General features: G+C 59.2%; 18 protein-coding genes, 1 tRNA gene and 3 pseudogenes. 6 read left to right on the top strand and 16 right to left on the bottom strand.

The window, feature by feature from the left end; translation table 11 throughout:
- Window positions 1-119: 119 nt before the first annotated feature.
- The 3 genes from LRO94_RS26120 to LRO94_RS26110 all read left to right on the top strand — a co-directional run bounded on the left by LRO94_RS26120 (window position 120) and on the right by LRO94_RS26110 (window position 5170).
- The gene (locus LRO94_RS26120; protein WP_179179810.1) at window positions 120-1409 is read left to right on the top strand and encodes a GGDEF domain-containing protein; all 1290 of its coding nucleotides are present in this window, start codon (window positions 120-122) and stop codon (window positions 1407-1409) included.
- A 90-nt stretch (window positions 1410-1499) separates the two neighbouring features.
- The gene (locus tag LRO94_RS26115; protein ID WP_179179811.1) at window positions 1500-3269 is read left to right on the top strand and encodes an acyl-CoA dehydrogenase C-terminal domain-containing protein; all 1770 of its coding nucleotides are present in this window, start codon (window positions 1500-1502) and stop codon (window positions 3267-3269) included.
- Window positions 3270-3391: 122 nt separating this feature from the next.
- Complete coding sequence (locus LRO94_RS26110) at window positions 3392-5170, top strand: acyl-CoA dehydrogenase C-terminal domain-containing protein (protein ID WP_032883911.1); 1779 nt, start codon at window positions 3392-3394, stop codon at window positions 5168-5170.
- A 226-nt stretch (window positions 5171-5396) separates the two neighbouring features.
- On the opposite strand, the gene LRO94_RS26105 is transcribed toward LRO94_RS26110, so the two are convergent.
- Window positions 5397-6296, bottom strand: a complete 900-nt coding sequence (locus LRO94_RS26105; RefSeq protein ID WP_032883909.1) for a LysR family transcriptional regulator — start codon at window positions 6294-6296, stop codon at window positions 5397-5399.
- A gap of 197 nt (window positions 6297-6493) precedes the next feature.
- On the opposite strand from LRO94_RS26105, the gene LRO94_RS26100 reads away from it, so the two are divergent.
- On the top strand, window positions 6494-7759 hold the full coding sequence (locus LRO94_RS26100) for an aspartate aminotransferase family protein (RefSeq protein ID WP_032883908.1): 1266 nt from the start codon (window positions 6494-6496) through the stop codon (window positions 7757-7759).
- A gap of 182 nt (window positions 7760-7941) precedes the next feature.
- Window positions 7942-8100: a YqaE/Pmp3 family membrane protein gene (locus tag LRO94_RS26095; protein ID WP_003194776.1), complete on the top strand. Its 159-nt coding sequence runs from the start codon at window positions 7942-7944 to the stop codon at window positions 8098-8100.
- A gap of 5 nt (window positions 8101-8105) precedes the next feature.
- Here the strand turns inward: LRO94_RS26095 and pqqE are convergent, their stop codons facing one another.
- From pqqE to LRO94_RS26045, 10 genes and pseudogenes are all read right to left on the bottom strand, one after another.
- The gene (gene pqqE / locus LRO94_RS26090) at window positions 8106-9236 is read right to left on the bottom strand and encodes a pyrroloquinoline quinone biosynthesis protein PqqE (RefSeq protein ID WP_095185055.1); all 1131 of its coding nucleotides are present in this window, start codon (window positions 9234-9236) and stop codon (window positions 8106-8108) included.
- Window positions 9229-9504 (bottom strand): pyrroloquinoline quinone biosynthesis peptide chaperone PqqD, encoded by a 276-nt coding sequence (gene pqqD / locus LRO94_RS26085; protein WP_032883906.1) that lies wholly within the window; start codon window positions 9502-9504, stop codon window positions 9229-9231. Before pqqD ends, pqqE begins: the two co-directional genes overlap by 8 nt.
- Window positions 9501-10253, bottom strand: a complete 753-nt coding sequence (pqqC, locus tag LRO94_RS26080; RefSeq protein WP_032883904.1) for a pyrroloquinoline-quinone synthase PqqC — start codon at window positions 10251-10253, stop codon at window positions 9501-9503. The genes pqqD and pqqC overlap by 4 nt, the downstream gene beginning before the upstream one ends.
- Window positions 10254-10264: 11 nt before the next feature.
- Window positions 10265-11176: a pyrroloquinoline quinone biosynthesis protein PqqB gene (gene pqqB / locus LRO94_RS26075; protein ID WP_032883902.1), complete on the bottom strand. Its 912-nt coding sequence runs from the start codon at window positions 11174-11176 to the stop codon at window positions 10265-10267.
- 71 nt (window positions 11177-11247) lie between these two features.
- Window positions 11248-11322 carry a pyrroloquinoline quinone precursor peptide PqqA gene (gene pqqA, locus LRO94_RS26070; RefSeq protein WP_003194766.1) on the bottom strand — a complete coding sequence of 25 codons (75 nt, stop codon included), beginning with the start codon at window positions 11320-11322 and terminating at the stop codon, window positions 11248-11250.
- Between the two features lie 174 nt (window positions 11323-11496).
- Entirely contained in the window at window positions 11497-13851 is a 2355-nt protein-coding gene (gene pqqF / locus LRO94_RS26065) for a pyrroloquinoline quinone biosynthesis protein PqqF (protein WP_233896911.1), read from the bottom strand.
- 48 nt (window positions 13852-13899) lie between these two features.
- Window positions 13900-14694 (bottom strand): carbon-nitrogen hydrolase family protein, encoded by a 795-nt coding sequence (locus LRO94_RS26060; RefSeq protein ID WP_032883898.1) that lies wholly within the window; start codon window positions 14692-14694, stop codon window positions 13900-13902.
- An 11-nt stretch (window positions 14695-14705) separates the two neighbouring features.
- The gene (locus tag LRO94_RS26055; protein ID WP_032883896.1) at window positions 14706-16397 is read right to left on the bottom strand and encodes a flavin monoamine oxidase family protein; all 1692 of its coding nucleotides are present in this window, start codon (window positions 16395-16397) and stop codon (window positions 14706-14708) included.
- Between the two features lie 146 nt (window positions 16398-16543).
- Complete coding sequence (locus LRO94_RS26050; RefSeq protein WP_032883895.1) at window positions 16544-16990, bottom strand: Lrp/AsnC family transcriptional regulator; 447 nt, start codon at window positions 16988-16990, stop codon at window positions 16544-16546.
- 36 nt (window positions 16991-17026) lie between these two features.
- Window positions 17027-17179 (bottom strand): annotated as a pseudogene (locus LRO94_RS26045) (LysR family transcriptional regulator); the annotation flags it as partial.
- 8 nt (window positions 17180-17187) lie between these two features.
- Here LRO94_RS26045 and LRO94_RS26040 point away from each other — a divergent pair.
- A pseudogene (locus tag LRO94_RS26040) lies at window positions 17188-17487 on the top strand (VOC family protein); the annotation flags it as partial.
- A gap of 767 nt (window positions 17488-18254) precedes the next feature.
- Here LRO94_RS26040 and LRO94_RS26035 read toward each other — a convergent pair.
- The 5 genes and pseudogenes from LRO94_RS26035 to LRO94_RS26015 all read right to left on the bottom strand — a co-directional run bounded on the left by LRO94_RS26035 (window position 18255) and on the right by LRO94_RS26015 (window position 23805).
- Window positions 18255-18497 carry a hypothetical protein gene (locus LRO94_RS26035; protein WP_122681317.1) on the bottom strand — a complete coding sequence of 81 codons (243 nt, stop codon included), beginning with the start codon at window positions 18495-18497 and terminating at the stop codon, window positions 18255-18257.
- A 10-nt stretch (window positions 18498-18507) separates the two neighbouring features.
- Window positions 18508-19008, bottom strand: coding sequence for a hypothetical protein (locus LRO94_RS26030; RefSeq protein WP_177434271.1), 501 nt, complete (start codon window positions 19006-19008; stop codon window positions 18508-18510).
- A 600-nt stretch (window positions 19009-19608) separates the two neighbouring features.
- Window positions 19609-19844, bottom strand: a pseudogene (locus LRO94_RS26025) (site-specific integrase); the annotation flags it as partial.
- Between the two features lie 125 nt (window positions 19845-19969).
- A tRNA-Ile gene (locus LRO94_RS26020) sits at window positions 19970-20046 on the bottom strand.
- A gap of 21 nt (window positions 20047-20067) precedes the next feature.
- Entirely contained in the window at window positions 20068-23805 is a 3738-nt protein-coding gene (locus LRO94_RS26015) for an EAL domain-containing protein (RefSeq protein WP_032883874.1), read from the bottom strand.
- Between the last annotated feature and the right edge of the window lie 109 nt (window positions 23806-23914).

The raw sequence follows: 23914 nt of genomic DNA, 5'->3' as shown, positions 1-23914 counted from the left end.
CAGGGATTGTCGCCGCCTGCCGTTACAGTGATGGCAATGTGATACGTGACAGGCAGGGTGTGCTTAACTGTCCGCGCTAAGGCACATAGCCATCATTTTTGCGGGTCGGAGTTCTACCCTTGTCACGCGTGTCCGCTGTTCGTTTCAGTCATTTCCTCCCTTCGTTGCTGCTCTTGCTGGCCGGGCTCTCGGCTGCGTACGTCAAGGACCTCAACGTCTTCTTCACGTCACTGTTCAATGTGTTGCCAACCTTGGTGCTGTTGCTCGGCGGTTCGTACTGCGCTGTGTATCGGCGCCAGCGTGAGCTGTTTTTGATGATCACGGTGTACATCGCCTACTTCCTGCTCGATACCCAGACCGATTTCTATCGCGACAACGGCCGCGTGCGAGAAGACGCTGCCGTGGTGTTTCATCTGTGTTGCCTGTTGTTGCCGCTGCTGTTCAGCATCTACGCGCTGTGGCAGGAGAAAACCCACCTGTTCCGCGACTTCGTGGCCCGTTGCGCTGTGGTACTGGCGATAGGCAGCGTGGCGCTGGCCCTGGAGCAAAGTTATCCCCAAGCGGTGCTGAACTGGCTGGCGGAGATCCGCTGGCCGGCGCTGCACGGGACCTGGATGAGCCTGATCCAGTTGTCGTACCCGATGTTCCTGATCGGTTTTCTCACCCTCGCCGCCCAATACTGGTACCAGCCGCGCCCGCTGCACGCGGCGCAATTGGTGGGGTTGCTGGGGCTGTTCTGGATGCTGCCGAAAACCTTCATCCTGCCGTTCACCCTGAACATCATGTGCAGCCAGGTGATGTTGATGATCGCGGCCGGCGTGGCCCATGAGGCCTATCAAATGGCGTTCCGCGATGAGCTGACCGGCCTGCCGGGACGCCGCGCCCTCAACGAGCGCATGCAGCGGCTGGGGCGCAACTATGTGTTGGCGATGACCGACGTCGACCACTTCAAACGGTTCAATGACACCCATGGTCACGATGTGGGTGACCAAGTGCTGCGCCTGGTGGCGAGCAAGTTGTCCAAGGTCAATGGCGGTGGACGCGCCTACCGCTACGGCGGTGAAGAGTTTGCCGTGGTGTTTGCCGGCAAAACCCTGGATGAGTGCATGCCGCACCTAGAGGAAATCCGCGAAATTATCGCCAACTATGACATTAAGCTGCGCAACTCGGACCGTCCCCAGGATGATCAACAAGGCCGTCAGCGCCGGGCGGGCAGCGGCGCGACGAGTGTGTCGGTGACGGTCAGTATCGGCGTGGCCGAACGCCAGGCCGAGCAGCGCAGCTCCGAAGAAGTCCTCAAGTCCGCCGACCAGGCGCTGTATGCGGCCAAGGGCGCCGGGCGTAACTGCGTGATCGCCGCCGGGCAGACGCGCCGTGGCGCGGTGCGTATGGACAGCGCTGCCGGTTAAGTAATGGCGGTGTATTCAGCGGTTCTACAGTGATTGTTTGCGACGCTGGCCAGCAGTAGGTTGAGACCATCTGCTGCCGGAGACATGACCATGCCTGAGTACAAAGCTCCCCTGCGCGACATGCGCTTTCTGATCGACAACGTATTTGATTTCCACGGCCACTACGCCACGCTGGGCGCAACCGACGCCAGCCCGGACATGGTCAGCGCTATCCTCGAAGAGGGCGCCAAATTCTGCGAGAACGTGCTCTCGCCCCTCAACCGCAGCGGTGATGAAGAGGGCTGCCATTTCGACAATGGCGTCGTGACCACGCCCAAGGGCTTCAAGGAAGCCTTCGCCCAATACGTCGAAGGCGGTTGGCACGGTGTGGCGGCGGATCCGGCTTACGGCGGCCAGGGCTTGCCGCAATCGTTGGGCCTGGTGCTCAGCGAGATGATCGGCTCTAGCAACACCTCATGGGGCATGTATCCGGGCCTGACTCACGGCGCGATGTCGGCGATCCACGCCCACGGGACGGAAGAGCAGAAGGCCACGTTCCTGGGCAAACTCACCGCAGGCGAATGGACCGGCACCATGTGCCTCACCGAAGCCCATTGCGGCACGGACCTGGGCCTGATCAAGACCCGCGCCGTGCCCCAGGCCGATGGCAGCTATGCGATCACCGGCAGCAAGATCTTCATCTCAGCCGGTGAGCATGACATGAGCGCCAACATCATCCACCTGGTGTTGGCCAAACTGCCGGATGCACCCGCGGGCACCAAAGGTATCTCGCTGTTTATCGTGCCCAAGTTCCACGCTGACTCCGGCGAACGCAACGCGGTGCACTGCGGCTCCATCGAGCATAAGATGGGCATCAAGGCTTCGGCCACCTGCGTGCTGAACTTCGACGGCGCCAAGGGCTTTTTGATTGGAGAGGCCAACAAAGGCCTCAATTGCATGTTCACCATGATGAACCACGCGCGGCTGGGTACCGGCATGCAGGGCCTGTGCAACGGCGAGGCGAGCTTCCAGGGCGCGATCAAATACGCCAACGACCGCCTGCAAATGCGCTCCCTGACTGGCGCCAAGGCGCCGAACAAAGCCGCCGACCCGATCATCGTGCACCCCGATGTGCGTCGTATGCTGCTGACCATGAAAGCCTTCAACGAAGGCAATCGCGCGCTGACCTACTTCACCGCGCAATTACTCGACACTGCACACCTGAGCAGCGACGCCGCTCAACGCCAGGAAGCCGAAGACCTGCTGGCGTTCCTCACGCCGATCTGCAAAGCCTTTATGACCGACACCGGGCTGGAAGTGACCAACCACGGCATGCAGGTATTTGGCGGCCATGGCTATATCCGCGAATGGGGCATGGAGCAGTTGGCTCGCGATGCGCGGATTGCGCCGATCTATGAAGGCACTAACGGCATTCAGGCACTCGACCTGCTGGGGCGCAAGGTGCTGGGCAGCCAGGGCAAGTTGCTGCGCGGGTTTACCAAGATTGTGCATAAGTTCTGCGCCGCGAATGCCGAACATCCGCAGTTCAAGGCCTATGTGGCGCAGCTCAATCAGTTGAACCAGGAGTGGGGCGAGTTGACCACCCAGGTCGGCATGGCCGCGATGAAAAATCCCGACGAAGTGGGCGCCGCTGCCGTGGATTACTTGATGTACAGCGGTTACATCGTCCTTGCCTACCTGTGGCTGCGCATGGCGATTGCGGCGCAGGCCCATGACGATGTCGAGTTTGCCAAGGCCAAGCTGGCCACGTGCGAGTTCTACTTCAAGCGTCTGCTGCCGCGTACCACAACCCACCGCGCCGCTGTGCAAGCGGGCAGCGAATGCCTGATGAGTCTGCCAGCGGAGGCATTTGCACTGTAGTGACTTAAAAATACCAATCAGTCACAAGTGGACCCTATGTGTCTGAAAAGTTGTTCGGGTACACTCGGAGCCTGTAAAACCGATCCTATCGAATCACTTTTCCCGTTCTCACGAGGTTTGCCATGGCTGATTACAAAGCGCCGCTGCGTGATATGCGCTTCGTCCTCAACGAAGTTTTTGAGGTCGCCAATACATGGGCCCAATTGCCGGCATTGGCAGACAGCGTTGACGCCGAAACTGTCGAGGCGATCCTCGAGGAAGCCGGCAAAGTCACCGCCAAATCCATCGCCCCGCTGAGTCGCGGTGGCGATGAGCAAGGCTGCCGCTGGGATAACACCGCGGTGTTTACCCCGGACGGTTATCCACAGGCCTACAAAACCTACGCTGAAGGCGGCTGGGTCGGTGTCGGCGGCGATCCGGTGTTTGGCGGTATGGGCATGCCCAAGGCGGTGTCGGCCCAAGTTGAAGAGATGATCAACTCGTCGAGCCTGGCGTTTGGCCTGTATCCGATGTTGACGTCTGGTGCGTGCGTATCGATCAACACCCACGCCAGCGAAGAGCTCAAGGCTGCCTACCTGCCGAAGATGTATTCAGGTGAATGGGCCGGTTCCATGTGCCTGACCGAGGCCCATGCCGGCACAGACTTGGGGATTATCCGGACCAAGGCCGAGCCTCAGACGGACGGCTCCTACAAAATCAGCGGGACCAAGATCTTTATCACCGGTGGCGAGCACGACCTCACCGAAAACATTATCCATCTGGTCTTGGCCAAGCTACCGGATGCGCCGGCCGGGCCTAAGGGGATCTCGCTGTTCCTGGTGCCAAAGTTCATGGTCAATGCCGACGGCAGCCTCGGCGCGCGCAACCTGGTGAGCTGTGGTTCCATTGAACACAAGATGGGTATCCAGGCGTCCGCTACTTGCGTGATGAACTTCGACGAAGCCGTGGGTTACCTGGTGGGCGAGCCTAACCGTGGGCTGGCGGCGATGTTCACCATGATGAACTACGAGCGTCTGGGTGTGGGTATCCAGGGTCTCGCATCCGGCGAGCGTTCCTATCAAAACGCAATTGAATATGCGCGTGATCGTCTGCAAAGCCGCTCACCGACAGGCGCTCAGGCGAAAGACAAAGCCGCTGACCCGATCATCGTCCATCCGGACGTGCGCCGCATGCTGCTGACCATGAAAGCTGCGAACGAAGGCGGCCGCGCGTTCTCCACCTACGTGGCAACGCAGCTGGATATCGCAAAGTTCAGCGAAGACGCCGCAGCCCGTGAGCGTGCGGATAACCTGGTGGCATTGCTGACGCCGGTGGCCAAAGCGTTCCTCAGCGACCTGGGCCTGGAAACCACGGTGCTCGGCCAGCAGGTGTTTGGTGGCCACGGCTACATCCGCGAGTGGGGCCAAGAGCAACTAGTGCGTGATGTGCGCATCACCCAGATCTACGAAGGCACCAACGGCATTCAGGCCCTGGACTTGATGGGGCGCAAGATCGTGGGCAGCGGCGGGGCGTTCTACACCTTGTTTGCCGACGAGATCCGCCAGTTCATTGCTCACTCGAACGCCGACCTGGCTGAGTTCACCAAACCGCTGAGTGCGGCGGTGGACAACCTCGATGAGTTGACGGCCTGGGTGCTGGATCGCGCCAAGACCAACCCGAACGAAATCGGTGCGGCCTCAGTGGAGTATTTGCATGCGTTTGGATACATGGCCTACGCCTACATGTGGGCGCGTATGGCCAAGGCCGCGTTGGGCAAAGAGGCTGAAGAAGACTTCTACGCCAGCAAGCTGGGGACCGCGCGCTTCTACTTTGCGCGCCTGCTGCCGCGTATTCACTCGCTGAGTGCATCGGTAAAGGCCGGTAGCGAATCACTGTTTTTGATGGATGAGGCACTGTTTTAAGGGGGGCGAGGGCGTGTAAGCATTCTCTTACATGACGTGCTGCTATTCGTCCTCTATCGCCAAATTGGATCCACGGATAATCTACTTCACATGGACGTCGCGCAGGAAGCGCAAAGAAACAACACGGACACGTAGGATTCTGCCAGGACGGCGGAGTGAAATGGATGTCAGGGAAACAGTCTGCAAAGCCCCGCTTCGGCGGGGTTTTCTTTTGCCCGCGAAAAAGTCAGGCCGGCGCCTGCGGGGCATTCATCACGTCTTCAAGCAAGGTGCGCAGCAGTGCCACTGTTGCTTGCTGGCGCTGCACGTCACGGCACACCAAGCCTACTTTCAGCGGCACCCTCGGTTCACTCAAGGGTTTCCACAGCAGCATCTGGCTGTTGTGTTCGTCCTGGGAGCGCCCCGGCAGCACCGTTGCCAGTTTGGTATGGGGCAGGCTGTCGAGAATCCCCACCATGGTGTTGAGCTCAGCCTGGACTTGTGGCCGTCGCCCAAGGTTGGCGAGTTGGCCCTGCCAGATCTGCCTGATTTGAAACTCTTCCCCCAGCAACAACATCGGCAACTCGGCCGCCTGTTTCAGCGAGACTTTCTTGAATTCGCGCAGGGGATGATCGTCCGGAATGACCACTTTCAACTCATCTTCATACAGCAGCACGCCATGTAATCCCGGCTGACGGGGTGGCAGGTAACTGATGCCGATGTCCAGCGAACCATTGAGCAGCCGCCGTTCAATCTCAAGCCCGGTCAATTCGTAAATCTGCACCACCAGATGCGGCTGGGCCTTGCGTACGCGCTCAAGCATCTGCGGCACCAGGCTGGTGTGCACGGTTTGCAGCACGCCGATAGCCAAGGTGCGCAGGGCCTGGCCCTTGAAGTTGCGCAGCGCTTCGACGGCTTGCTGCATGCCATCTATCAACGGCAACGCGTGGTTGTACAGCGTGTGAGCGGCCAGGGTTGGCAGTAGACGTTTGCTGCTGCGCTCGAACAGGCTCACATCCAGGTTCTGCTCCAGTTGGCGAATCTGTTGCGACAACGCTGGTTGGGAAATCGACAGACGTTCGGCGGCACGGCCTACATGGCCCTCTTCATACACCGCGACGAAATAACGCAGTTGCTTGAAATCCATAAGTCTTTCTTATCGAAAAAGCTGAAAAATCGAAATGGCTGTTAGCCCTTTAGGCGCCTAGTCTAGCGCCTATTCGCAGGGCTTACAGGGCCAGATCAGGCAATGAACAGTGTTTGTGTTGATAGCGTTTACATAGGCAACTCAAAAAATTCACAGGCAGTCTTCGCGACTTGCTCGGTTGCTATCGGGGGGGATCTGTGAACTTGTTCTCTATTCGCCGCCCCGCGCCTAGCCTGGACGATTTGGTCTTGGATACGCAGCACGATGATCCGTCCAGCGAATCCTTGATGCCCACGGTGGCGAGGCCGCCGCAAGTCTTCGTGCGTGGCCAAGGTTCCTGGTTGTGGGACAGCGACGACCGCGCTTACCTGGACTTCAGCCAAGGCAATGGCGCCAATAGCCTCGGCCATAGCCCCCAGGTGTTGATCAAAGCGCTGAGTGACCAGACCCAAGCGTTGATCAACCCCGGCGTGGGTCTGCATAACCGTGCCCAACTCAACCTCGTCGACCGTTTGTGTCACCGTACCGGCAGCGACCAGGCTTACCTGCTCAACAGTGGCGCGGAAGCCTGTGAAGCGGCGATCAAGCTGGCGCGCAAATGGGGTCAGCTGCATCGGGGTGGCGCGTACCGCATCATCAGTGCCAGCAACGGTTGCCATGGCCGCAGTTTCGCGGCGCTGGCTGCATCGGCCGGTACTTTGGAAAACCGTTTCGAACCGCAATTGCCTGGTTTCAGCCATGTGCCTTTCAACGACCTGCCGGCGCTGCACGCTGCTGTCGATGCTCAAACCGTAGCCATCATGCTCGAACCGATCCAGGGTGCCGGCGTAACCCCTGCGACGGAGCGCTACCTCAAGGGCGTTGAGCGCTTGTGCCGTGAACTGGGGATCCTGCTGATCCTTGACGAAGTGCAGACAGGCCTCGGTCGTTACGGCACGTTGCTGGCCGAACAACAGTACGGTGTACGCGCCGACATCATCACCCTTGGCAAAGGTCTGGGCGGCGGCGTGCCCCTGGCGGCGCTGCTGGCACGTGGTAAGGCGTGTTGTTTCGAAGTAGGTGAATTGGAAGGCACTCATCACGGCAATGCGTTGATGGCGTCAGCCGGCGCGGCGGTGCTCGATACGGTGCTGGAGCATGGCTTTCTTGAGCATGTGCGCGAGTCCGGCCTTTATCTTGGCGAAGGCCTCACCCGTCTGGCCTATCGCTACGACCACGGCCAACTGCGCGGCCAGGGCCTGATGTGGGGGCTGACGTTGTCGGATGATTCTGCCGATGCTGTAGTAAGCGCCGCACTGCAAGAAGGCCTGATCCTCAACGCCCCGCAACCTGACTGCCTACGCTTCACGCCAGCGCTGACGGTGAGCAAAAGCAACATTGACGAAATGCTCCTACGCCTCGCTCGCGCGTTCTCCCGCGTGCGTACCGCACAGCTGCAATGCCGCAAGGGCATCGCTGTTTAATCCCATTTTTCTGAACCGTCTCGCGGTATACGCGGCGCCTCCAGCCTGATTCTTTTGGCTGGGGGCGTTTTTTTGCCTGCTCGTTACAGGATGGCTCAATGCCAGAATTCACTGAACCCTCACGAATGGCAAAGGTCGATTAGCTACACGGCTCGCACGAGCCGATTTTTTGGAGCTGACCCATGGACATCATTCGTATCATCATCGCCATTCTGCTGCCGCCACTGGGTGTGTTTCTGCAAGTAGGCTTCGGCGGCGCGTTCTGGCTGAATATTCTGCTGACGTTGTGCGGTTACTTCCCTGGGATCATCCACGCGGTGTACATCATCGCCAAGCGCTGAGGCTGTTAGCCTTTTGCGATGAGCCGTGAGTTGCGCTCATTTCGAAAGGCCAGTTGCTCGATGGTCTGGGTGGCGTGTTCGGCCTCTTCCCGCGCTTGCAGGATGATGCCGTGTTGCTCGGACTTGCTGCACACTGGGTCGGCATTGCTCGCATCCCCCGTGAGCATGAAGGCCTGGCAACGGCAGCCGCCGAAGTCCTTTTCCTTCTCATCGCATGAACGGCATGGCTCGGGCATCCAGTCATAGCCGCGAAAGCGGTTGAAGCCGAACGAGTCGTACCAGATGTGCTGCATGCTGTGGTCGCGCACGTTGGGAAACTGCACTGGCATTTGTCGGGCGCCGTGGCAGGGCAGGGCGGTGCCGTCTGGCGTGACGGTCAGAAAGATGCTGCCCCAGCCGTTCATGCAGGCTTTCGGGCGTTCTTCGTAGTAATCCGGCGTGACGAAGATCAGCTTGCACGGATGACCTTCGGCTTCGAGCTTGGCGCGGTATTCGTTGGTGATGCGCTCGGCGCGCACCAACTGCTCCTTGGTTGGCAACAGCCCAACACGATTGAGCTGCGCCCAGCCGTAGAACTGGCACGTCGCGAGCTCAACAAAGTCCGCTTCCAGCGCGATGCACAACTCGATGATGCGGTCGATCTTGTCGATATTGTGCCGATGGGTGACGAAATTCAGCACCATCGGATAGCCGTGGGCTTTCACCGCACGAGCCATTTCCAATTTTTGCGCGAAGGCTTTTTTCGAGCCGGCCAGCAGGTTATTGACCTGTTCGTCGCTGGCCTGGAAGCTGATTTGGATATGGTCCAGGCCGGCCTTCTTGAAGTCGCTGATCTTCTGCTCGGTGAGGCCGATGCCGGAAGTGATCAGGTTGGTGTAGAACCCCAGTTTGCGAGCCTCGGCGATCAACTCGGCCAAGTCCTGACGCACCAGCGGTTCACCGCCGGAAAACCCCAGCTGCGCGGCGCCCATTTCCCGGGCTTCGCGAAATACCTTGATCCACTGCTCGGTGCTCAGCTCCTTGCCCTGCTCGGCAAAGTCCAGCGGGTTGGAGCAATACGGGCACTGCAGCGGGCAGCGGTAAGTCAGCTCGGCCAGCAGCCATAGCGGCAGGCCAATGGCCGGCTTTTCAGGCAAGGGTGATCCAGTGCTCAGCACGGGCGACCTCCATGAATTGCTCGATGTCGTCACCGAGCTCAGGCACACCTGGGAATTGTTTATCCAACTCGGCGATGATTGTGGCCACGTCGCGCTCGCCGTCGATCAAACCACCGATCAACGCGGCGCTGTCATTGAGCTTGATCATGCCCTCAGGGTAGAGCAGCACATGGCCCTTTTGCGCAGGCTCGTACTGGTAGCGATAACCCTGGCGCCAGGTCGGTGTTCTGCTGCGATCAAAGCTCATAGGGTGATCCCTTTATGCCAGACCCGCTGCTCGGTCACGCTGTGATAGGGCGGGCGTTTGAGTTCGTAGGCCATGCTCATGGCGTCCAGCATGCTCCACAGGATGTCCAGTTTGAACTGGAGAATTTCCAGCATGCGCTCCTGGCCTTCGCGGGTGGTGTAGTGCTGCAGCGTGATCGCCAGGCCGTGCTCCACATCGCGACGGGCCTGACCCAAGCGAGTGCGGAAATATTCGTAGCCGGTTGGGTCGATCCACGGGTAATGCTGCGGCCAACTGTCGAGGCGCGACTGGTGGATCTGCGGCGCGAACAGTTCGGTCAACGAGCTGCTGGCGGCCTCCTGCCAACTGGCGCGACGGGCGAAGTTGACGTAGGCGTCCACCGCAAACCGTACGCCGGGCAGCACCAATTCCTGGGAGCGCAGTTGGTCCGGGTCGAGGCCGACAGCCTCGCCCAGGCGAAGCCAGGCTTCGATACCGCCGTCCTCACCGGGAGCGCCATCGTGGTCGAGCAAGCGCTGGATCCACTCGCGACGGATCTCGCGCTCCGGGCAGTTGGCCAGAATCGCGGCGTCCTTCAGGGGAATGTTCACTTGATAGTAGAAACGGTTGGCGACCCAGCCCTGGATTTGTTCGCGGCTGGCACGGCCTTCGTACATCGCCACATGGTAAGGGTGATGGATATGGTAGAAGGCGCCCTTGGCGCGCAAGGCGGCTTCGAATTCGGCGGTAGTCAACGGTGTGTCAGTCATGTCGTCTGCTCCTACAATTCAATGCTCATGCCGTCGTAAGCCACTTCGACATTGCGCCGCACCAGCTCCGCCCGCTCGGGAGAATCTTCATCGAGGATCGGGTTGGTGTTGTTGATGTGGATAAGCACCTTGCGCTGCTCCGGCAGTTGCTCCAGCACTTCCAGCATGCCGCCGGGGCCGTTTTGCGCCAGGTGGCCCATCTCGCGACCGGTGCGGGTACCGACGCCACGGCGCTGCATTTCATCGTCGTCCCACATCGTGCCGTCTACCAGCAGGCAGTCGCTGCCGGCCATGATCTCCAACAGTGGCGCGTCGACTTTGCCCAGGCCCGGGGCGTAGAACAGTTTGCCGCCGGTGCGCAGGTCTTCAACGATCAGGCCAATGTTATCGCCGGGGTGCGGGTCGAAACGGTGCGGCGAGTAAGGCGGCGCAGCGCTGCGCAGTGGCAATGGAGTGAAGCGCAGATTCGGGCAGGCCGGGATGGTGAAGCTGGCGTCGAGTTCGATGCGGTTCCAGGCCAGACCGCCGTTCCAGTGGGTGAGCATGGTGAACAGCGGGAAGCCGGTGCTCAGGTCTTCATGGACCATGTCAGTGCACCACACCTGGTGCGGGCAGCCTTCGCGCAGGCTCAAGAGGCCCGTGGTGTGGTCGATTTGGCTGTCCATCAGGATGATCGCACTGATGCCGGTGTCGCGCAGGGCACGGCCCGGTTGCATCGGCGCAAAGCCTTGCAGCTGTGCGCGAATATCCGGGGAGGCATTGCACAGCACCCAATTCACACCATCGTCGGAGATCGCGATGGACGACTGGGTACGTGCCTGGGCCCGCAGGCTGCCATCACGAAAACCTGCGCAGTTCACGCAGTTGCAGTTCCACTGCGGGAAACCACCGCCGGCGGCGGAACCTAGAATCTGGACGAACATGGTTACTCCATCACGCAAAGCTCAAAACAAAAACGCCCCGGGCGAACCGAGGCGTTGTATTACCCAGCGGATTAACGGCTGGCGAAGTACATGGTGACTTCGAAACCGATGCGCAGATCAGTGTAAGCAGGTTTGGACCAAGTCATATTCTTACTCCTACGAAGTGATGGGACGTTTACTACCAAGTAATACATATAGTCCACCTCCAGTCGGAGATGTTCAGATGTGTGCGTAGGAATGTTACTCAATTCTTGTCAGGTTAGCGCTGTCTTGGTGGAAAAAGCCTGTTGCAGGGTTGGCAATGATCAGCCTGCTGGCGTTCAGGCGCTCAACGTCTCCGGGCCGTTGGCTACGTAGCGCCAGCCACCTAGGGCGTCATTCAATTGCTGGGCGGCCCGCAGCAGGTCTTCACGGCTAACGCTGTGGATCAGTTGCTGAATGTGCGTGAGATAACCCGACGAATGGCCGGCCAAGTGTGCGTGCCACAGCAGCTCGGCAGCTTGGCCGACCGGCAACGCTTGAGGTGAAAATTGTTGAGCCAGGGCAAGGTTGCCCAGATCTTCGAAACTGCCGACCAACGCTGGCAGTTGGGCCAGGAAAGTTTCCAGGTGCTCAACGATGCCTTCCAGGGACACGCTGGGAGACTGCACGCCAAACAACAGGCCGGTTTGCCCGTTTATCTGTCGGACTGCGCTGAATACTGCGTAGCCCAACTGCAGTTCAACCCGCAGGCGTTGGTAGAAAGGAGCTTGGAGCAGGTGTCCAAGCAGTCGCCACGACGCTTCATCGGCCAGGGATTGGCTCGGGGTCGGGCAAAACAGCAGCAAGGCGGCTTCGGTGGAGCTGGTTTTTATCTCATGCCACACGCGTTGACCACTGAGGTTTTGCAGTGTTTGTTCGATGTGGGCAGGTTGCCCAGGCAGACGGGCGGCGGCCGCTTTGATCAACGCTTGAGTTGCGATGGGTAAACCCAGGCCCAGGCCATGCCAGCGTGCGGTGGCCCAGGATGCAGGCTGCTCGTGGGGGGCGACATTACCAGCGGCGCAGCACGAGGGCAGCGCCTTGAGCAACGCTCGGATTGGGATCATGGGCGGTGGCGCGATGACAGCTTCTTGCGGCTGATTCAGGCTTTGCGCCAAGACCTCCAGCACGGCCGGCATGGGCTCGTGCAGGCCGGTCATTTTCACCAGCCAGTCACTACCGGTGGCTTCAAAGGACACTTCAACACCCGCCTGACGTGCATTTTTAAGCAAGGGCTGCAAGCTGCTTTCCACCCCGGCGGCAACTGGCGAGCCAAACCGCCATTGCAGGTACAGCGCGCCTTCGTCGCTGTCATCCGCCAAGGCCTGGCTGAATGTTAGCGCCGCTACCTCCCGGCGACCCCGCGAGCGATCCTGGGCAAAGGTTCGCAGCCCTCGGTGGGCGCTGGTTTGGCCGCGGATCAGGCCTGCGCGCTCTTGCTTGACCGGTGGGCGCAGGAACGGATTGTTCGATGGGAGTTGCCAGCGATGTTCAGCGGGCGGTAGTTGCAGTGATTCAAGCAGGGCCTTGAGCGCGGCGATGCCTTGTTCACCCAGATCGTCGCTGTCGTTTCGGGCCAATGTCAGGGCGCCTTGGATCTGTTGTTGTCGCACGTTCAGCAGCGCGAACTCTTCGCGCAGCGGAGTCCAGTCGCTGTGTGAGAAAAAGCTCAGCCAGTCGTGCAACAGTGCCTCAATGTGTGTCGCCGGTTTGTCTGCGGTCCCGAGCGTAAATTCGATATCCAGCACTGCTTGTCCGACGGCGTGGTACAGGACTGACGCCTGCAGTGCGCTGACCAATTGCCGTGCTTTCAACTCAGCGAGCAGCCCGCCCGGTGCAGAGGCGTTTAGCCAAGTGCAGAGGAAATCCAGTGCTTCGCGGGGTACGTCACAGGTGATGACGTGGTGCAGGTGGTCGCCTTCGGTGTGCTGATACCGCCGAGCCTGGCCTTGCATCAGGGCCGGTGGCGACGCCTGCGGATGTTGCGGGCCAGAGACCAGTTGCACACTGAACTGCTGCGCCAGGGCTTCCAGCTCTTGCAGCGACTGCGGACCGGCAAGGCTCAAAGTCATCTGCCCGCTCTGATAGAAATGTGTGTGGAATTCCCGCAAGGCTTGTTGAAACGCCTCGCGCTCCACCGGCAGGCTGTCGCGGTTCCCGGCATGAAAACCACGCAACGGATGATCCGCCGCCAAGCCTTCGAACAGCGCCACCTGTTGCTGAGCCTTGGCATCTTGAGACCAGGCGACAAACTCTGCGTGCAGCACTTCGCGCTCGCGCAGTTGATCCTCCAGCGTCAGGCGCGGATGGGTCAGCATGTCGGCCAGCCGTTCAAGTCCCTCTGCAAAGGTCGGAACGGGCAGTTCAAAGAAGAAGTCTGTGGTGCGTTCGCGGGTGCTGGCATTCACTTGGCCACCGTGACGTTGTACGTAGGCCATCAACCCTTCGCCGCTGGGAAACCGCTCGGTGCCGAGAAACAACAAATGCTCAAGAAAATGCGCCAGACCCGGCCAAGCCAACGGTACGTCATGGCTGCCGGCAGCCACCCTTAACGCTGCGGCGCAACGCTTCAAACGTGGCGCATGGCGCAGGCAAACCCGCAGGCCGTTGGCCAGGGTCAAATGAACGGGATAAGGGTGGGCCGGGACAGGCATGGGCACTTCCAGAACGGGGCAAGTGCCTATGCTAACAAACCCATCGGATCAGGGCTTGTGCAGCGGGCCGTAAAGCTCGGGGCGACGGTCTTGCAGGTAGTGATTGGCGGCGCGGGCGTCGAGGATCGATTGGTGATCCAACGTGCCGACAATCAAGGCTTCATCCAGACCGGCCTGGGCGATGCGCTGGCCATCCGGTGCGGCGATGCTGCTTTGGCCACAGTACTGAATCTCGCCTTCGTGCCCGCAATAGTTGGCATAGGCCACATAGCACTGGTTTTCAAAGGCCCGCGCCCGCACGGTGACGTCGGCAACGAAATCGAACGGCACCATGTTGGCGGTGGGCACCAGTATTAATTCGGCCCCGGCCAAGGCCAGGCGTCGGGTGTTTTCCGGGAACTCCAGGTCGTAGCAAATCAGGAATCCCAGCTTCCAACCGTTGAGCTCCACCAGTGGGAAGTCATCGTCGCCGGCACTGAACATCGAATGGTCCAGATCCCCGAACAGATGGGTCTTGCGATAGTTGCAGAGGCGCTGGCCGTTGGCGTCTATCAGCTGCACGGCGTTGTAGATCTGCCCATCGTCGGCCCGCTCAGGATAACCATACAAAATGGCCAGTCCGGCGCTTTGCGCGATGTCGGCAATGCTCTGGGCAGACTCGCCATCCCGCGCTTCGGCCAATGCCCCGACGGCTTCTGCGCCGATGTTGTAACCGGTCAGGAACATCTCCGGCAGCACTAGCACATCGGCGCCGGTCGCTTCGTGTGCGAGCTGGCGCAGGCGCTTGAGGTTGCCCGCCACTTCCAGTGGCAGCGGCGGGCATTGGTACAGGGCGACACGCATGGCGTAACTCCTTATTCGGCCAGGGCGATTGGTCCGATGTCATCGAACACGTCGCCCGGCCCTGGGTTCTCGGCGTGAGTACTGCCACCGAAGTGGGTCATGATGCCCCACACCGCGTTCAGCGAGGTTTGTACTGCGCCTTCCACCCAGGCAGGTGTCCAGGAAACGTCGTCGCCGGCGATAAAAATCCCACGCTGTTCGGCCGGCATGTCCTTCTGCATAAAGTGCGCATACATACGCTGGTTGTAACGATAGTGGCCAGGCAGCGCGCCTTTGAAGGCCCCGAGGAAATGCGGGTCGGCCTCCCAGGACACGGTGATCGGATCACCAATGATGCGCGCCTTGATATCGACTTTCGGGTAGATCTTGTTCAAGGCATCCAGGGCCAGCTTTACCCGCTTTTCGATAGGCTGCGGAAGCATTTTCAGCGCGTCGCTCATCCACGAGTACGACAAGCAGATCACCCCTGGTTTGTCGTCGCCGTTGTCGAACAGGTAAGTGCCGCGGGTGAGGCGGTCGGTGAGGGTCATGCTCATGAGGTCGCGGCCGGTTTCCGGATCTTTGTCTTTCCAGAAGGGGCGGTCGACCATCACGAAGGTTTTCGAGGATTGCATGTAGCGGGTGCGGTCCAGGGCCATCCACATCTTTTGCGAGAACAGGGTTTCATCGCATTCGATTTGGGTGGTCAGCAGCCAGCTTTGGCAGGTGGTGAGGACGGCGGCATATTCGCGGGTGTCGCCGTAGTTGTCGGTCACCGCGAAACGGCCATCGGCTGCGTGTGCAATGCGCTTGACCCCGGCTCTCGGCGCGCCGCTGTGCAACGAGCTGAGGCTGGTGCCGGCCGGCCAGTGGGCGCAGCGTTCCGGTACATGGCGCCAGATACCCATTGGCACTTGGGCCACGCCACCGACCACCAGGTGTTGGTGGTCGTCGCAGTTGGTCATCACTACGCGGAAGATTTCCAGCATCGAGTTGGGAAAGTCCGAGTCCCAGCCGCCGGTGCCGAAACCGACTTGCCCAAACACTTCACGGTGATGAAACGACAACTTGGCGAACGCCTTGGACGTGGCGACGAAATCGTAGAAGGTGCGGTCGTCCCACAGGGGCACCAGCTTATTCCACAGCGCTTTGAGGCGCGGTACGTCGCGGTCGCGAATGGCTTGCTGGATATCACCGAACTGCGAGCCGGCTTCCAGGGCGTCGGCCCAAGCGTCAGCCACTTCCTGGAACAGTGCAGGCAAGTCGGACAGCTTTTGTGCGTAGTGGGTTTGGCCTTCGAGGTCGATCACGGTGCTGCCGGAGGCCGGCGTCAGTGGGTTGGGGAACGGTTTGGTTTCCAGTCCCAGCTTGTCCACATAGTGATAGAAGGCGGTGGACGACACCGGGAAGCGCATGCCGCCCAGCTCGGCGATGATGCCTTCGGCACCTTCGAAAGCCTGGGAGCGCAAACGGCCACCCATTTTCGAGGCTTCGTACACCACGGGTTTGAGGCCCAGCTTCATCAGCTCATAGGCGGCAACCAGCCCGGCGATACCTGCGCCGATGATGGCTACTTCTGCACCATGGTTGGCGGCGGGGATGCTGCCCAAGCCTGCGGGGTGCTCGATCCAGTCATCAAAGGCAAACGGAAAATCCGGGCCGAAGATGGTGATGGGCTTTTTACCGTCTGCAGGGTGGCGACTGTTTTTGTTCGACGTATTCATGGCTGACCTGGCTGGATACCCGGCGGGGCACGACCCGCTGATTATAGGAAAAGATGGCAGCCAGTTTAGGGAGCGTTGCGCTCGTTAATAAGACGCAATGTGTCGTCGGAATGAATTGTTTTCAGTCGAAGTGACGAGATTGCTGGTCAGATTGGTTGTCCGCGATCCAATTTGTTACTGAGGATGATCGAGGTGGTGGTTTTCTCTACACCATCGACACTGCCGATCTGGTCCAGTAACTGATCCAGTTGCTCCGGCGAATCCGTCCGTAGCCAAGCCACGTAATCAAACTCGCCGCTCACCGCGCACAACTGTTGCACCTGAGCCATGGCACTCAGCCTGCGCAACACTTCTTTGCCTGAGCGAGGTTGCACAGTGATGCCCACGTAGGCCTGCAAACCACCGTCCGCTACCCGTTGGCCCAAGCGCACGCCATAACCGGTGATCACTTGGGTTTTCTCCAGGCGCGCCAGGCGGGAGGTCACCGTGGTGCGCGCGATGCCCAACTGCCGGGCAAGCATGGCTACGCTTTCGCGGGCGTTGATCTGCAAGGCGGCGATCAGTTGGCGATCGATTTCATCGAGGACAGGCAAGGGAGGCTCCGTGACGGGCTGCAATGGGAACGCATGTTACAGGCTTGAATCGTCCAGCAGGCAGCGGGCAAACAGTTGTGGCACTGGTAAGTGCCGTTGGCTATAGCGACTCAGTAGGATGACCTCTCGGTAAAACGTCAGGTTGCCCAGCGGGATTATTCTTACTTGGGGCGAGCGCTCCAGCCACAGTCAGTAGTTTCTTCGGCCACCCATTGGTCATCCCCGGACATCCGAAAACCGCCTTCCAGGACGCGGCCCACACCAATGCCGTCGACGTCCACGATGTCCCCGTGCCGTATTTCGGCGTGGTATTGAGCTGTGAAGATTGGCACGTACTGGCGTACCGCTTGCAGGCGCGAGGTACGACGTTTGCGCTTGAGTCGCATATTCGGTTCAAGGGCCAAGTAGGAGGGCAGGCGACATTGTTCCTGTTTGACCCGTGCGTTAATGCGCTTGAGTTCAAAGCAACCAGGGATATTGGGCAGTTGTTTGCGAAGTGGGGCGGCGGACGTTGTGTGGACAGTCCGGATACTGAGAGTGGGTCTTCAGACACACAAAAGCCGCGCAATGCGCGGCTTTTGAGTTGGTGGGCCCACACGGACTTGAACCGTGGACCAAGGGATTATGAGTTGCTGGGCGAGCTGATATGCCTAGAGAAATCGTTCGTAGGTGAACGTAGGTTGGCATAGCTGGAGGCCCCGTAGTACGTGGTGTTAAGCGTAATTTTGAAAAGGGTGCTCAAGCTGAGTACTGTACCGTGGTTGTACTGATTTTGCGCTCTTTGAGTTTCGCAATTTGCCCCGCAGTGAATTCTTCGCCCACGATCTTCTGTAGTGCCCCCGGGCTAATTCTCTTGCATCTCAAAACCACGTTCCATTCACAGATCGAGAAGCAAAGCGCGACTTGGCCTAAGGCATGCGTATAGTCTGACTTTAAAGGTTGGCGATTGCGGTGACCTTTCATGTGCGCTAGATCCGTGCTGTCTAGGATCAGAATTAGGCCGCGCCCGCAGAGTTGGCGAGGCTGGTCAATGTGGCATTACACATTTCCGACTGCACCTGGTCTGCGTTACAGCCGCCACCCATCATTTAGCAGTGATTTTGGCGGCATCTAACCTACGTTAGGAGTTACCAGTATGTTCAAAGTAACCCCTCAATCCGCCGGCAAGGTCCAACGCTAAGATCATCGATCAACGCGCTGTTGATCGACTGTTGTCCCATATGATTTTGGGTCAGAGACGGCACCGAGAAATCGTGCAAGGGCTTCAGTCCCTCTCCGTGAACCGCCGCCGCGTCAGGAAAAGCACCACGCCCAGCGGCACGGCCAGCAGTGCTAGCAGCTCCAGGTCAAAGCCCAGCACCTGCTGCTCACCAACCTTGAAGATGCTGACCAAGCCCGTTGCCAGCAGCGCCAAACCAAGCCACTTGCGCAGCGGGTATGGTTTCAGAAACTGAACGAGGATCGCGCCCAGCACCAGAAGGAAGACAGTTTGCATGATGTAGGGCATGTGCAGTTCCTCAGACCTTGATGACCAGCGTCACGACAGAGCGCTGTGGGCCAATCCCGCCATGTACCTCTCCCTCGATGCTGACCAGCACGTCACCTGCATGAAGGTTCGGTAGGGCCCCTTTGAGGTACCAGTTGACACCTGTCGTCACAACTGCACCTGAAGCCCAACCAATGAGCGGCCCGCCCAACGCACCTACCTTCCCGGCAACGCCACCTGAGGCCGCAGCAATTCCCTTGGCGACGTTGCCGCGCATAGTAGTGATAGCGTCGGCCTGCTGCCGGGTCAGGGGATTGGAAATGCAGACTGTCAGCAGGCATGGCAGGTTTCGAGCCTGCATTCGGTCGTACATATCGACAACGATGCTGTTGACTTGGTAATGGGCGCGTTTCGCTTCGCCAAAGTGCAGCTCGCGCAGGCGACCTCGGTCGCTTTCCATGAGGGTGATTTGAGACAGATTGAAGACGATTCCTTCCTCGGACCTGTACTGCGTGGTTTTCTCGAACTTCATGCGCGTATCCATTCGTGCAAAAAGACGATGATCTTCTACAAGCGGTGACTAAGATGCAAACGGTCTTTGATGTGAGGCCCCGGGGAATTTGACGTCTGCACGGGTCTCATCGCCAGCAAGCCAACTCCCCGGTAACAACACATCGAGCGCGTCGGTTTTGGAGACGTTAGGCCGAGGCGCCTCCGCACGAGGCACTGGCCGGGGTATGTTGTGACCGTGTAAAGCTCCGTCGACAACTTCTGCATTGCGCTGAGGGTTAAGGGCGTGCGATCAAACTGCAATCGCGGAATCCCGCCGCACCTCTCTCACGAGCCTGAAGGCGGCGGGTGATAATCGGGATGCCCCTCGGTGCGCTCACCACGTGCAGAAGCCCAGAAGTATTTCGCGTGATGCTTGTAGACGTCGGTGACTTCCGATAGGTCTAAGCCCAGACCTTGAACCAAACTCTGTTGTCGCTGATGCCCAATTGACCCGGCTACCGAAATTTGGCTGACCCAAGCCTTGGCGTTATAAGTATTAGCAGGTCTGACTTTGAGCTGATCACTGATGGAGTAGCTTTAAGTCGGCATCTGGGATAATTCTGCATCAGCGATAACAAATGGTGGGTTTCTTGGTGGGGGTTATGCCGCTCAGATAGCGCTTGAGTGCAGCCTCTAGCGTCATTTTCTCCGAGCCGCTACATCGGATGTACACGCCACGCACCATTTCTTCTTCGGTACGCCTCGACCAGTCCTCCGCATCACGCTTTGTGCGGAAGGTTTTGGCGACTGTGGGCCAGCCATTTTTACGAATGAGCGCCTTCAGGTGCCGGAAGGAGTTTTGACGAGAGTAGCCATGAGAGGGTGCTCCTAGGCGGCTGGCGAACCAGCACTGTACCTAAATTGTACCCTTGGACCATAGGACTGTATCTGTGGTGGACCAGCCAGAAACGCGAAAGCCGCGCAATGCGCGGCTTTGGAGTTGGTGGGCCCACACGGACTTGAACCGTGGACCAAAGGATTATGAGTCCTCTGCTCTGACCAACTGAGCTATAGGCCCTTAACAGGTCGCGGATTATAACTATGGTTTCTTCTGTGTGCTATCCGAAAAATCCTCAATGCTCATACGAAGGAAGGTAGCGACAAAAAGCTCCGGCGGCAGTGGCAAGCTGACGATGTAGCCTTGCATCTGTTCGCAGCCCTCAGCTGCCAGGAAGGCTTGCTGCGCGGGGTTCTCCACGCCTTCGGCGATGATGGTGAATTGCATGCTGTGGCCCAGGGCGATGATAGCGCGCACGATGGCGGCGTCGTGGGGGTCGTCCGGCAGGCCGCGGACGAAGGATTGGTCGATCTTCAGGAAATCCAGCGGTAGCCGTTTAAGGTAGCTGAGGGACGAGTAGCCAGTGCCGAAGTCATCAATTGCCAGCTGCACGCCCAGTTGTTTGAGTTGGTGTAGCACCTCAAGTGCTTCTTCGGCCTGGCTCATGATGAAATTTTCAGTGATCTCCAGTTGCAGGTGACCTGGGTCGAGGTGGTAGTCGCGCAACAGTTGTTCTATTCGACTCAGCAAGCCGGGATGGCGTAGCTGCGCACCGGCGAGGTTGACCGACAGCGGGCCGAAATCTTCGTAGGTGCCCTGCCACGCGTGCAGTTGTCGGCAGGCCTGTTCCAAGACCCAATCGCCAATTTGCAGGATCGTGCCGTTCTCTTCGGCCAGGGCAATAAAGTGTTCTGGCGGTACGTCGCCAAAGGTGGGGTGATGCCAGCGGATCAGGGCTTCGGCACCGATCAGTTCTTGTGTTACCAGGCTCAGTTTCGGCTGGTAATACAGGCTCAGCTCTTTACGTTCGATGGCTCGCCGCAGTTCATGCTCCAGTGCCACACGCTCGTTGGCCTGAGCCGTCAGGTCGCGGGTGTAGCTTTCGACCCGGTTACGTCCCTTGGCTTTGGATCGATACATCGCAGCGTCGGCATTCTTGACCAAGGTGGCGACATCCGTACCGTCCTGCGGGTAAAGGCTGGTGCCGATGCTGGCGCTGATGAAGAACTCGTGCTCGCCAGCCTGGAATGGCGGGGTGAAGCAGGTCAGTAACTTGTTGGCCAATTGCTCGGCGTCATTGGCGTGTTGCAGGCCGGGTAGCAGGATGATGAATTCATCGCCGCCCAGGCGCGCTACGGTATCGATGTCTCGCAGTTGGTCCTTGAGGCGCACGGCAATGTCTTTGAGCAGCAGATCGCCGATCGGGTGGCCGAGGCTGTCGTTGATGTGTTTGAAGCGGTCCAGATCGAGGAACAACACCGCGCCCTGTTTGCCAGTCTCTTGATGGCCGTTTAGGGCTGCCTGCAACCGGTTTTCAAATAGAGTGCGGTTGGGCAGCCCGGTCAGTGGATCGTGGTGCGCCTGATAATCGAGGCGCGCCTGGGCCAGTTTGAGGCTGGAGATGTCTGCAAACACCGCCACAAAGTGAGTGATCAATTGATCCCGGTTGCGCACAGCGCTGATGGTCAGCCAACTGGGGTACAGTTCGCCGTTCTTTCGACGGTTGGAAATCTCGCCCTGCCAATGACCTTGGGCCGTCAATTGGTGCCACATCGCGGCGTAAAACGCGCTGTCATGCAGGCCAGAGGCGAGGAGGCGGGGTGTTTGGCCGAGGGCTTCGGCTTCGCTGTAGCCAGTGATTTCGCTGAAGGCGCGGTTGACGGCGCTGATGTTCTGCCGGGTGTCGGTGATCAACACGCCTTCGGCGGTACTCTCGAATACCGTCGCGGCCTGTTGCAGTTTTTCCTGCATCAATTGACGTTCGGTGATGTCGCGGGCGATGGTCAGCATGCAGTCTTCCCCGGCGATCGGCAGCGGGCGACTGGACACTTCACACATCCGAATTTCACCGTCGCTACGTCGTATGTGGCAGATGAAATCACGCACAAAGCCATCTCGCTGCATCAGTTCCAGCATGTGTTTGCGTTCGTTGAGATCGACCCAGATGCCCAGTTCCAGGGTTGATTGGTCGAGAGAGGTGGCGCTGGTGTAACCGGTCAGGCGGCTGAAACCTTCGTTGACTTCAATCAGCAGGCCGTCGCGTTGGCGGCTCAGCAGCAAGCCGTCGGGCGAAGCATGGAAGGCTTTGGCGAACTTCTCTTCGGAGGTTTGCAGCAGTTGCTGGGTTTCCTTGAGTTGGGTGATATCGCGCACCACCACCACGATGGCTTCAATCGCGTCGAGCTGGAAGGGCTCCGCGGAGATAAGCCCGGTGAAGGCTTGGCCGTTGCTGCGCAAAAACGGCATTTCAAGGTTGCGAATACTGGTTGTCTGGACGCGTTGCAACAACTCCGGACCGATGCCCGGGATGCCCCATATCTCCAGTTCCGTGCCGGTTCTGCCGATCACTTCCTCGGCAGTCAGGCCGATTTGATCTTCGAACGCTTTATTGACCTCCAGCAGACAGCCATCGGAAAGCCGCGCGATCACCAGGATGTCGGGGCATTGCTGGAAGACCGAGGCAAACTTCTGCTCGGACAGCTGCAGCGCCTCCTCGGTGCGCTTGGCCTCGCTGATATCAATCATCAAGCCGCGCAGCACCGGCTCATGGCCGTGTTCGATCAGGCTGACAATATCGCGTACCCACAAACAGCGGCCGTCGGCGGTGATCACTCGGTAATCAATGCTGTGGTCGCGGTTGGCGCGGGTTTCGCGATAGCAATAGGCTTCGGTGCGGATCAGGTCGGCGGGGTGAATGATGTTGCGCCAGAAGCCCGGAATCAGCCAATGGGCTCGTGGGTAACCCAGCAGGTCCTCGGCGTGGGGCGACACGTAGCTGTAGGTGAAATCGGTGATGCTGGCTTCCCAGGCAATAGCGGACAAGCTTTCTACCAGGCCGCGATAGTGGTACTCGCTGCTGCGCAATTCTTGTTCAAGCGCGACGCGGCGGGAAATTTCCGAACTCAGCCGGCGATTGATCCGAATCACGACGGCCAATACGGCGATTAGCAGCAGCACGGCGGGCAGGCCGTACATCAGCAGGTCGCGCCAGAACGTGCGGTTATCCGTGAAGTTGCCTACCCAGTGCTGTTGGATGGCATTGGTTTCATCGGGGCTGAGGTCGGCCAGGACTTTATCCAGGATGCCCACCAGTATTTTGTCGTCCCGTGGCACTCCCATCGCCAATTGATAGCGGTAAGGGGTGTCGCCGCTGACGTATAGACCATCGAGTTTTAGTTCGCGCAGGCTCCAGACGCTGGACGCCAGGTCGCTGACCACGGTATCGACTTCGCCGGTCGCCAAGGCCTGCAGCGTGGAACTGACGTTGGGCATCGCGACCAGGTTGAGGTCAGGATGGTGGGTGCGCAGCAACTCGTGAGGGGCGTAGTTTTCCACCACGGCAACCTTCAATCCGTAAAGGTCCTTGAGATTACGCGGCCGTGCCCCGCCTTCGTGGGCAAGAATCACCATCGGAAAATCGATGTAAGGCCGGGTGAAGGCCAGATAATTCTGGCGCTCCGGTGTCGACATGATGCTGGGGATAAGGTCGAGCTGATTGCTTCGAGCCATCTCCAATACGGCACCCCAGCTCGGCGGCTCGATTATCTTGACCCTGACGCCCAGGCGATCCTGGATCAGACGCACATAATCCGCCGACAAGCCTTGGTATCGACCATTTTCATCACGGTATTCGAAGGGTGGCCACGAGGGGTCCACTCCCAGTCTCAGCTCCTGATGGTCCGCCAGCCAGCCACGCTCATCATCAGTAAGAGTCAACGCGCCAGCCGTTGCGGTCCAGTTCAGCAGCGACAGCAGTATCACGGTCGGCAATCTGGGCATAACGGTCTCGTTATGGCACGGGGGAATGTGTCGAGTGTAGACGGGCATTGCGGGGGGAGTGGGGCAGTACGGGATTTTATCTATGCAAAACAAAACCCCCGGCATGGGC

The organism is Pseudomonas sivasensis (genome assembly GCF_021391435.1).
Lineage (GTDB): Bacteria > Pseudomonadota > Gammaproteobacteria > Pseudomonadales > Pseudomonadaceae > Aquipseudomonas > Aquipseudomonas sivasensis.
This window is presented reverse-complemented; position numbering and strand designations above follow the sequence as displayed.

Coding starts and splice junctions, on each gene's coding strand:
- pqqF (WP_233896911.1), bottom strand. CDS start 13,851: ATGCCTGTCCCGGCCCACCCTTATCCCGTTCATTTGACCCTGGCCAAC.
- LRO94_RS26110 (WP_032883911.1), top strand. CDS start 3,392: ATGGCTGATTACAAAGCGCCGCTGCGTGATATGCGCTTCGTCCTCAAC.
- pqqB (WP_032883902.1), bottom strand. CDS start 11,176: ATGTTCGTCCAGATTCTAGGTTCCGCCGCCGGCGGTGGTTTCCCGCAG.
- LRO94_RS26015 (WP_032883874.1), bottom strand. CDS start 23,805: ATGCCCAGATTGCCGACCGTGATACTGCTGTCGCTGCTGAACTGGACC.
- pqqC (WP_032883904.1), bottom strand. CDS start 10,253: ATGACTGACACACCGTTGACTACCGCCGAATTCGAAGCCGCCTTGCGC.
- pqqD (WP_032883906.1), bottom strand. CDS start 9,504: ATGAGCTTTGATCGCAGCAGAACACCGACCTGGCGCCAGGGTTATCGC.
- LRO94_RS26035 (WP_122681317.1), bottom strand. CDS start 18,497: ATGCCCTACATCATGCAAACTGTCTTCCTTCTGGTGCTGGGCGCGATC.
- LRO94_RS26055 (WP_032883896.1), bottom strand. CDS start 16,397: ATGAATACGTCGAACAAAAACAGTCGCCACCCTGCAGACGGTAAAAAG.
- LRO94_RS26115 (WP_179179811.1), top strand. CDS start 1,500: ATGCCTGAGTACAAAGCTCCCCTGCGCGACATGCGCTTTCTGATCGAC.
- LRO94_RS26030 (WP_177434271.1), bottom strand. CDS start 19,008: ATGAAGTTCGAGAAAACCACGCAGTACAGGTCCGAGGAAGGAATCGTC.
- LRO94_RS26060 (WP_032883898.1), bottom strand. CDS start 14,694: ATGCGTGTCGCCCTGTACCAATGCCCGCCGCTGCCACTGGAAGTGGCG.
- LRO94_RS26105 (WP_032883909.1), bottom strand. CDS start 6,296: ATGGATTTCAAGCAACTGCGTTATTTCGTCGCGGTGTATGAAGAGGGC.
- LRO94_RS26095 (WP_003194776.1), top strand. CDS start 7,942: ATGGACATCATTCGTATCATCATCGCCATTCTGCTGCCGCCACTGGGT.